Raw genomic sequence first — 9,070 nt, 5'->3', positions numbered from 1 at the left:
GACAGTTGTATTGTGAGAGCGCAATGGCCAAAGCTTTGCCAATGCCACTTGAGGCGCCAGTAATCCAGATTGTTTTGTTGCGGAAATTCATTTATGCTGAAGTTGAAACTGAACAAACCACTCAGTTAATTAGTTAATACCGACTGTCGAGCCGTTCGGACGTGCTTTTTTTTGCTCGACTTCAGGCAAGCCGCTGGTGCAGGCGGACTACTGACTGCCAACTGCAGACCCGCCCGAACGTACCTTTTCGGTACGGGCAGGCTGAGAACTGCCCACTGATTCCTCCCATTCTTTTCGTAAATCATCACTCATTTTTCCTGTGCCGTCATGTCGCCATCCGGGAGGTTTGACCATATATTTTGCGCGATCCCATATTGATTTTTTTCCCAATAACACGTCTTTGCCCATGGCTATCCATTCGTGAAAAGCCACTTTCAAAGGATTGTGGGTGTTGATATTGTTGACCAAACCATAAATTACTTTTTCATCCTTAAGCTCTGGCTGAAAGGTGCCGAATAACTTATCCCAAATAATAAAAATACCGGCATGGTTTCTATCCAAATATAACGGATTGCTCCCATGGTGAACACGGTGATGGGACGGGGTGTTCATCACGTTTTCAAACCATTTAGGCATTTTGTCGATAGTTTCCGTATGGATCCAAAATTGATACAGCAAGCTCACCGACATCTGCAATAAAATCATCCCCGGGTGAAATCCAACTAGCGGCAACCATAACCAGAAAATGAAGGTGTAAAATCCGCCGGACCAAGTTTGTCGTAAGGCAGTGCTCAAATTATAATGTTCTGAAGAATGGTGCACCACATGAGACGCCCAAAACAATCGGTTTTCATGAGAAATCCGATGGAACCAATAATAGGAAAAATCCTCCGCAAATAGCAAGAGCACAAAACTCCACCACGCAAAGGGAATGGTGAAAATTCGGAAGTTTTCATACATCACCATAAAAACCAATAAGACTACGGCTTTACTTAGGAATCCTAAAAATACATTTCCCAATCCCATGGCGATAGAGGTAAAGGCATCCTTGGTTTCGTAAGTTTTTTTATTTTCCTTAATACTGACATATAGTTCCAGCAACATCGAAATGACGAAAAAGGGAATGGCGTAAAGAATAATATTTGGAAACTCAGGCATCATTATTAAGGTGTTATAAGTTCTTAGATTTTTTTAAAATGTTATGTCCAGCACATATCGTAATAAACATAAACATTCGCGGTGCAAGTCCTCTTTTCATTTCTTAAAAATACAAAATTATTTGACTATTTTTGACCATATTATGATAGCAACCTACCAAAAATACGTACTCAACTTCAAACAAGCCAGTGGAACTTCGCGGGGTATCCTTAAAACCAAGGATACATGGTTCATTATTATTGAATCTGAAGGCAAAAAAGGCATTGGGGAATGTGGTATGTTTAGAGGCTTGTCTATTGATGACCGACCAGATTTTGAGAAAAAATTACAATGGGCTTGTCAACATATTCATTTTGGTTTGGAGGCTCTGGTGGCTGAACTTGTGGAAATGCCAAGTATTCAGTTTGGACTGGAAATGGCATTTCTTGATTTAGAAAACAAGAATGCTTTTGAATTGTTTCCTTCCAAATTCACTAAAGGCGAGGATGCGATCCCGATTAACGGATTGATCTGGATGGGATCGGAAGCCTACATGAGAGATCAGATCAAAGAGAAAATTGAAGCCGGTTTCACCTGTATCAAACTTAAAATTGGAGCCATCGATTTTCATGCGGAATTGGATTTGCTTAAATCTATAAGAACCCATTTCTCACCCTCCGATATCGAATTGCGTGTGGATGCCAATGGTGCATTTTCACCAGACGAAGCTTTGGAGAAATTAAAGCGCCTGTCTGACTACCATTTGCATTCTATAGAACAACCCATCAAACAAGGACAAGTGGAGGAGATGGCAAAACTTTGCCAAACCACACCTCTGGCTATTGCATTGGATGAAGAGTTAATTGGCGTTTTTGATGTTGCAGATAAGCATAATTTACTGCAAACCATTAAACCACAGTACATTATTTTAAAACCTACGTTGGTTGGAGGATTTCAGGGAAGTAATTCTTGGATTGAAGTTGCCAAAACTGGCAAAATAGGGTATTGGATTACGAGTGCATTAGAGAGTAATATCGGGCTAAATGCGATTGCACAATGGACCTATACGCTACAAAGTGATCGACCTCAGGGACTTGGAACTGGTGGTTTGTATACCAATAATTTCGACAGTCCATTGCGAGTTAAAAATGGTACTTTGCAGTACAAAAATAAAACAGATTGGAATTTTAATTTATAAGTAAATATGTATATAGCTCAAGCGTTTAAAGGTTTACATGAGTTGTGGCGTTATGTAGTAGGTTTGATTATTGCCATTGCAGGGGTGTTTGTTTTTTCTATTCCCCACGGTGTGGCTATAATGTTTAAAACAATGCAAAGCGGCAGTATAGATCCTTCAAAAATGAATGATCCCGCATATATCATGCAGTTATTTGAGTCTAATATCAACCTGGTTTTTATACTATTGCCTTTTGCCGGCGGATTGTTATTTTTACTCGGTGCCGTTAAATGGTTGCACAAGCAATCCTTCACCTCACTTACAACCGCAAGACCAAAAATTGACTGGAAACGTTTTTGGGTCATCTTTTTTTTCTGGGGAATTCTATCTTCAAGTTTAGTATTGATAGATTATTATATGTCGCCGGAAGATTATGTATTCAATTTTAAATTGCAGCCATTCTTAATTCTATCTATTATCGCCATTCTTTTGGTACCTTTACAAACCAGTTTTGAAGAGTATTTGTTTAGAGGTTATTTAATGCAAGGGATTGGCGTTTCATCCGTTCATAGATATTTTCCGTTTGTATTTATTTTTTCATTACTTGGAATTTTTGGATACCTATTTTTGTCTAGTTATTTTGATTTACTGTTGTGGGAGACCTCATTATATTTTATTGGATATGGCGGCTTTATGTTATATTTTTTAAATTCTAAAATAGCCGAAAAAGTTTCAGAATCAGAAGGTTATTTGAAACTGTATTCAGGCTTAAAAAGAAATTTCACACCGCTAATCATTACTTCTGTGGTCTTCGGATTGTTGCATATTGCCAATCCAGAAGTGGACAAACTTGGTCCAATTATCATGGTGTATTATATAGGCACCGGATTGTTTTTAGGAATCATGACGCTGATGGATGAAGGTTTGGAACTATCTTTGGGCTTTCATGCAGCCAATAATTTATTTACGGCCTTATTGGTGACTGCCGATTGGACCGCCTTTCAGACCCATTCAATTTTTAAGGATTTATCAGATCCACAAGCTGCAGAGTTTATGGATATTTTCATGCCTGTATTTGTCATGTTTCCAATTATGCTGTTTATTCTTTCACGCGTCTACAAGTGGACGGATTGGAAGGGAAAACTATTCGGAAAAGTTATTGAGCTTCCAAAGGAAGACGACAAAGTATTACAAGAGATCAATGAGATTGGAAGGGTATGATTTTCTATATTATTTAAGGATAGACAATTCAATTCCGCCTGAAATCAATACCTTAGCTAACGCAAATAAATAGTATTAAAAAACCCATAAAATGACGCCAACGTTTGATAAAATCCATTTAAAATTCAAATTAAATTCTAACAAATATACTGCTGAAGAACTTAAGGAAGTTGCTTATAGTTTAGTAAAGGAGGGCGCGCCATATGAAAAAGTAATGGGCGACTTTTTGATGGATTGGTTGGATTCTAAGGATTATATCAATGTACGGACTTCTGGTTCTACGGGAAAGCCTAAATTGATGAAGGTGAGCAAGCAGGCAATGGTCAATTCGTCCATTGCAACTGGTAACTATTTTAAAATGGAACCAGGTCAGACCGCATTATTGTGTTTGCCTACCCATTATATTGCGGGGAAAATGATGTTGGTACGCGCAATGATTCTTGGGTTGGAGCTTGATTTTGTAGATCCTACTACCGAGCCTGCTTTTGACTATGACAAAACTTACGATTTTTGCGCCATGATTCCCATACAATTAAAAAATACATTTGGGAAAATCCATAATATCAAAACCTTGATCATTGGAGGTGCCGCTATTTCTAAAACTTTGGAAGCATCAATCCAGGGTCTCAAAACTAAAATCTATGCCACTTACGGAATGACTGAAACCGTGAGTCACGTTGCGGTAAGACGGATGAATGGAAAGCAGAAAATGCAGTATTTCAAGGTATTTCCAAAAGTTAAAATTTCTCAAGATGACATAGGCTGTTTAATTATTGACGCTCCAAAAGTGGCCTCAGAGCGTTTAATTACAAATGATGTGGTGAAATTGCACTCAGCTACAGAGTTTGAATTGATCGGTCGTATTGATAATATGGTCAATTCTGGGGGAGTTAAATTATTTCCTGAACAAATTGAAGCGAAACTTGTGGAGCAGATTAAAGAGCGCTTTTTTATCGCTTCTGAACCTGATGTAAATCTAGGCCAAAAACTAATTCTTATTTTAGAAAGTGATAAAAACACTTTAAAAGCTTCAACATTTAAAGGTCTTGAAAAGTTCGAAATTCCTAAAGAAATCTATTCGGTTCCTAAGTTTAAAGAAACTGCAACCGGTAAAATTCAACGTCAGGAAACCCTTAAATTGTTGAAAACGGATTCTCAATAAAGTCTTCTACGTTCATGCGAATTGCAGTTTTTAGTCCAAACCTTTCTGTTTCGGATTGATAACTTTCTTTCTGGTGATTATCGAGAACGCCAATGCGGCACAGAAACCAACTAACGAAAAAATAGCCATCGCTATAAAAACGTGCTGATGTCCTAACTCGCCTGGAGAATTATCTAAAAGGACACCTATCATGGGTCCGGCAAAAATATCTGGGGTATACCCAACTACTGAAATAAATCCTACTGCAGTGCCCGTTATTGCCAATGGTAATTTGGCCTCCTCCATGATTGCAAAATAGAGCACTCGTGTGGCATATACACCAATGGCCATGAAAATCACCGATATGATAAATAAGTATATAGTCTTATCAGAAATAACGCCCGACGCAAAAAACAAGCTGCTCAGCATCATAATTAAAAAGCCAATAATTATCCACAGTGATGCCCGAGTCCTATCAGCCAAAAGTCCGATGGCCACTCCTGTTACAGGTCTAATGTAGAGTAGGTAGGTGCCGATCTTAGCTGAATCAATATCGTCATAACCTAATACGTCTTTGGCGTACAAACTAAAAATGTCCGTGGTTTTATAACCCACGTAAGCACACAGAATTATGAGCATCATCAACCAAACAGTTGGATATTTTAAAACCGATTTAAAATTTTCAAGTGTATATATTTTTTTCTGATGATGTAATTTTTCTAGGTTAGCGGATATGGGTTTGAGGAAATAGTAAACCAGCATTGCAATAAACATGATCATTGCAGAAGATGCCCATATAACATATTTAAAGGCTTCTTGATGATCCAATAATGATGCTTTGGAAACATCCAGGGATAGCATATAAGAAAAGACCACTACGCCAAGAGATCCAAAACTGGCGGCAACGAGTCCTCTGCCGCCATCTAAAAACCCAAAGGCGAGACCCTGCTTATCTTGTCCGCCCCAAACTCTGGTGGCTTTGATCATGGGTGCCCAAAACAGAAAAATCGTGGTAAATCCGTAATAACCAAAAAGCAGTCTCATAGCAAAATAGGAGGGAAAGGTGGCCATATAAAAACCACCAATGGCGGTCATGAAAAGCGCCACCGCCATTAATGTTCTGGGTGCGTATTTATCGGCTAATGAACCGCCAAAAAAATATGATATAAATGCAACCACTCCGTAGACTGAGAAGCAACTGCCCAATTCCAAATTATTGAGGCCAAAAACTTCTAAAAAAGTGGGTCTAAAGATACGTGCCAATACAAACGGAAGCACAAAAATGGCCTCTCCAGCAAAAATTAATAAGAGAATGACAAAAATGGGCCGTTTGGATCTTAAGGTGTCCATTACACCTGCAAAATGCCCATATTAAATTTCTTTTCAATAGGTGAATGATTAGCGGCTTCAATGCCCATGCTGATCCAAGTTCGTGTGTCCAACGGGTCAATAATGGCGTCCGTCCAGATTCTTGCCGCAGCATAGTAAGGTGACACTTGCGCATCATAGCGGTCTTTGATTTTCTTGAAAAGCTCGTCTTCCTGCTCTTTTGTAATGGTTTTACCTTTCTTTTTAAGGGATGCCGTCTCAATTTGGAGCAATACTTTTGCGGCACTATTGCCACTCATGACAGCCAATTCTGCACTCGGCCAGGCGACAATCAATCGAGGATCATAGGCTTTTCCGCACATGGCATAATTTCCGGCACCGTAACTGTTTCCAATGACAATGGTGAATTTTGGGACTACAGAATTGCTCACCGCATTGACCATTTTTGCGCCATCCTTAATAATTCCGCTATGTTCACTTTTACTGCCCACCATAAATCCGGTGACATCCTGTAAAAATACCAACGGAATTTTCTTCTGATTGCAATTGGCAATAAATCGGGTCGCTTTATCGGCCGAATCATTATAAATCACTCCTCCAAACTGCATTTCTCCAGATTTGGTCTTTACTAATTGGCGTTGATTTGCCACAATACCAACTGCCCAACCATCAATTCGCGCATAAGCTGTAATGATGGTTTTGCCGTAACCTGCCTTATATTCGTCAAATTCAGAATCGTCCACCAGTCGTTTGATAATCTCATACATATCATACTGATCGGTACGGCTTCTAGGAATAATACCGTAGATATCTTCAGGGTTTTCTTTAGGTTTTATAGGTTTTGCACGATTGAATCCAGCCTTGTCATAATCGCCAATTTTGTCAATAATGTTTTTAATGGTGTCCAAGGCATCCTTATCATCCTTGGCTTTATAATCGGTCACACCAGAAATCTCGCAATGGGTTGTGGCACCTCCTAAAGTTTCGTTATCAATAGTTTCGCCAATGGCCGCTTTCACCAAATAACTTCCTGCAAGAAAAATACTTCCTGTTTTATCCACAATTAAGGCTTCATCGCTCATGATAGGTAAATAAGCACCACCTGCCACGCAACTTCCCATAACTGCAGAGATTTGCGTAATGCCCATACTGCTCATAATGGCGTTATTTCTAAAAATGCGGCCAAAATGTTCCTTATCTGGGAAAATTTCGTCTTGCATAGGTAAATACACCCCGGCTGAATCCACTAAATAAATTATTGGCAATCGGTTTTCAATGGCAATTTCTTGGGCCCTTAAATTCTTTTTGGCGGTAATGGGAAACCAAGCTCCTGCTTTTACGGTGGCGTCATTGGCAACCACCAAACATTGTTTTCCTTTGACATATCCTATTTTTATCACCACACCGCCTGAAGGACACCCGCCGTGTTCTTCATACATGTCTTCTCCTGCAAACGCAGCAATTTCAATGGATTTAGCCTTCGGATCCAACAGATAATTGATGCGCTCACGTGCGGTCATTTTACCTTTCTCATGTTGTTTGTCGATGCTTTTTTGTCCGCCGCCCAATTTAACCTTGGCAAGACGTTGGCGTAAAGAAGAGAGTTGAAGTTTATTGTGATCTTCGTTTTTGTTGAAGTTAAGGTCCATTGCAGTGTTTTAATTTGATGTAAAAATACAAACTTTAAAACTCTTACAAAAGCGGGAAATTATTCAAAAATCAAAAAACTAAAAAAATGAGTTTTTAGAAAATAGTTTCCTCAATATGGCATTTTTTATTTCGTAGATTTGGAATCCAGCAACAAAAAGTATCATAGTTTTGAGGGGCAACACAAAAAGTTGTGGAGTCATAAAAAGAGAACGGACTATTATCTAATTTTAAACTAGGTTCATCCTGGATATAGTTGTTCTAAAAATTGTAATGAACTATATGTGATAGGTATAGCGTATCAACTCCATGGATACTCCATGGATACTGTATGGATAGTGTATGGAAAGGATAATCCAAATGAGTCGAAGAAAAGAAATTGTTCTGTACAGTGAGAAAAAGATAGTAACGAAAATTTATACCTATTCATAACAGATTTTAATAATTTTGATTATGCCACAACTCTTTGACTTGATCCGGTTTTTAAATGAATACAGATCGATATGTACCATACTGCCCGAGGGCTGGTGTCTCAAAGTATTAGAATGAGAATGGACACTAACAAGAAACAAGAAGAATATTTAATAATCACCGCACTATATGAGGAAAATTTTAGCGTTTGCAGGTAGTAATAGTAAAGATTCCATCAACAAACAACTTGCTATTTATGCTTCAGGATTAATTGAGAACGCCCAAGTGACTGTTTTAGATTTGAATGATTTTGAATTGCCTATTTATAGTAAGCATTACGAAAAAGAATATGGGGTTCCTGAAAACGCATTGTCTTTTTTGAATTATATAAAAGAATCTGATGGTATAGTGTTGTCATTAGCTGAGAATAATGCCGCCTATTCTGCAGTGTTTAAAAACTTATTTGATTGGATGTCCAGGGCAGAAGCTAAATTGTTTTATGGTAAACCCATGTTACTTATGGCCACTTCTGATGGGAAAAGAGGCGGAATTTCTGTTTTGACAATGGCTAAAGAGCGTTTTCCACGTCATGATGCGCAAATAGTAGCAAACTTTTCATTGCCATCATTTGAAGCTAATTTCTCCAATGGTAAAATTTCAAATCCTGAATTAGATAATGAACTAAAACGCAACGTAGAACTCTTAGAAAAATACCTGTAATTTTGGAAATTCAACACTCAGATAACGGAAAGGAAGGTTCATTTTTCATCAAAATAGACGGACAAAGAGATGCAGAAATGACTTATTATTATAAGGATAAAAACACCATTGATATTGACCATACTGAAATATCGAAATCTTTACAGGGAGAAGGTATCGGTTATGAATTAATTGAGGCAGCGGTGAGGTTTATGAGAAACAAAAACTTAAAAGCGGTTACCTCCTGTTCTTATGCAAAAGAAATTTTCGAGAAAAAACAAGCCGAATATCAAGATGTTATTATATAA

The 9,070-nt window shown here is 38.2% G+C and carries 8 protein-coding genes; 5 read left to right on the top strand and 3 right to left on the bottom strand.

The window, feature by feature from the left end; genetic code table 11:
- Positions 1 to 207: 207 nt before the first annotated feature.
- On the bottom strand, positions 208 to 1,161 hold the full coding sequence (locus VLZ86_RS00945; protein ID WP_325447779.1) for a sterol desaturase family protein: 954 nt from the start codon (positions 1,159 to 1,161) through the stop codon (positions 208 to 210).
- A gap of 139 nt (positions 1,162 to 1,300) precedes the next feature.
- On the opposite strand from VLZ86_RS00945, the gene VLZ86_RS00940 reads away from it, so the two are divergent.
- The 3 genes from VLZ86_RS00940 (at position 1,301) to VLZ86_RS00930 (ending at position 4,697) form a co-directional block, all read left to right on the top strand.
- Entirely contained in the window at positions 1,301 to 2,335 is a 1,035-nt protein-coding gene (locus VLZ86_RS00940; protein WP_325447783.1) for an o-succinylbenzoate synthase, read from the top strand.
- A 6-nt stretch (positions 2,336 to 2,341) separates the two neighbouring features.
- A complete protein-coding gene (locus tag VLZ86_RS00935) occupies positions 2,342 to 3,535 on the top strand; it encodes a CPBP family intramembrane glutamic endopeptidase (RefSeq protein WP_325447777.1) in 1,194 nt (397 codons plus the stop codon).
- Positions 3,536 to 3,626: 91 nt separating this feature from the next.
- Complete coding sequence (locus VLZ86_RS00930) at positions 3,627 to 4,697, top strand: AMP-binding protein (RefSeq protein ID WP_325447775.1); 1,071 nt, start codon at positions 3,627 to 3,629, stop codon at positions 4,695 to 4,697.
- 30 nt (positions 4,698 to 4,727) lie between these two features.
- Here VLZ86_RS00930 and VLZ86_RS00925 read toward each other — a convergent pair whose 3' ends face one another.
- Together VLZ86_RS00925 and VLZ86_RS00920 are read right to left on the bottom strand one after the other, a co-directional pair.
- Positions 4,728 to 6,026, bottom strand: coding sequence for an MFS transporter (locus VLZ86_RS00925; protein ID WP_325447773.1), 1,299 nt, complete (start codon positions 6,024 to 6,026; stop codon positions 4,728 to 4,730).
- The gene (locus tag VLZ86_RS00920) at positions 6,026 to 7,654 is read right to left on the bottom strand and encodes an acyl-CoA carboxylase subunit beta (RefSeq protein ID WP_325447771.1); all 1,629 of its coding nucleotides are present in this window, start codon (positions 7,652 to 7,654) and stop codon (positions 6,026 to 6,028) included. Before VLZ86_RS00920 ends, VLZ86_RS00925 begins: the two co-directional genes overlap by 1 nt.
- Positions 7,655 to 8,252: 598 nt before the next feature.
- Between VLZ86_RS00920 and VLZ86_RS00915 the strand changes: the two genes are divergently transcribed.
- Positions 8,253 to 8,783: an NAD(P)H-dependent oxidoreductase gene (locus VLZ86_RS00915; RefSeq protein ID WP_325447769.1), complete on the top strand. Its 531-nt coding sequence runs from the start codon at positions 8,253 to 8,255 to the stop codon at positions 8,781 to 8,783.
- A 2-nt stretch (positions 8,784 to 8,785) separates the two neighbouring features.
- The gene (locus tag VLZ86_RS00910; RefSeq protein ID WP_325447767.1) at positions 8,786 to 9,070 is read left to right on the top strand and encodes a GNAT family N-acetyltransferase; all 285 of its coding nucleotides are present in this window, start codon (positions 8,786 to 8,788) and stop codon (positions 9,068 to 9,070) included.

The sequence above is a fragment of the Gelidibacter sp. genome (assembly GCF_035515035.1).
GTDB lineage: Bacteria > Bacteroidota > Bacteroidia > Flavobacteriales > Flavobacteriaceae > Gelidibacter.
This window is presented reverse-complemented; position numbering and strand designations above follow the sequence as displayed.